This is a genomic window from Nocardia sp. 852002-20019_SCH5090214 (assembly GCF_001665865.1).
Taxonomy (GTDB): domain Bacteria; phylum Actinomycetota; class Actinomycetes; order Mycobacteriales; family Mycobacteriaceae; genus Nocardia; species Nocardia nova.
This window is the reverse complement of the sequence record NZ_LZMK01000067.1, coordinates 1-604: the sequence shown is the minus strand read 5'-3', so window position 1 is coordinate 604 and position 604 is coordinate 1. Positions and strand designations below refer to the sequence as shown.

At 66.7% G+C, this 604-nt stretch carries 2 protein-coding genes; one reads left to right on the top strand and one right to left on the bottom strand.

Features of this window, described 5'->3' with window-relative positions:
- Positions 1-83 precede the first annotated feature (83 nt).
- Positions 84-353 carry a hypothetical protein gene (locus tag A5780_RS06965; protein WP_064908040.1) on the bottom strand — a complete coding sequence of 90 codons (270 nt, stop codon included), beginning with the start codon at positions 351-353 and terminating at the stop codon, positions 84-86.
- Between the two features lie 55 nt (positions 354-408).
- On the opposite strand from A5780_RS06965, the gene A5780_RS06960 reads away from it, so the two are divergent.
- A partial coding sequence (locus tag A5780_RS06960) for a hypothetical protein (RefSeq protein ID WP_156769348.1) occupies positions 409-604 on the top strand: 196 nt, incomplete at its 3' end.

Here is a 604-nt window from a genome sequence, read left to right as displayed (position 1 = left end):
TCGGAGTGTGGTGGTGAGGGTAATGGGTGAGTGGGTTTGTGGGGGTGATGATTTGAGTGGATTTGTGAGTATGGAGGTGGGGGTTATGTGGGATTTGGGTTGGTGTCGACGAATTCGAGATCCGATTCCTGCTCCCACGTCCAGCGGTTTCCTGGCCACCACACCACCACCCAGTTCGTCCCACCGGTCGGCGGGGTTTTCGACCACACCTGAACGAGTTCGCCGGAGGCGTGGTCGAAGTCGGTGCGCACCACCGCGGCGTGCCCGGCGGGGGCGACATAGCCGATCCGGTCGCCGCCGGAGAGGCCGGCGCGTGACTTCAACCGGATCCGGGTGCGCGGCGCGACGGGCATCGGTCGAGCTTGTCACCCGCGCCCGCGGCGAGGCTGGGGTGGGATAGTCGCGGGTATGGGCGAGGTGTTCGCGGTCGGTGATCGCATCGAGTGGTGGAGCGACATCGACGGCGGCCCGGCCGAGCCCGGCGACCAGGACGCGAGGAAAAACATCGGCACGGTCGCCAGCGTCCACCGCAGCCCCAACGACGACACCCAGGTCGTCGCGTATCTCGTGACGTGTCGCAGCCGCGTCGCCGGCACGTACACCT

Coding starts and splice junctions, on each gene's coding strand:
- A5780_RS06965 (WP_064908040.1), bottom strand. CDS start 353: ATGCCCGTCGCGCCGCGCACCCGGATCCGGTTGAAGTCACGCGCCGGC.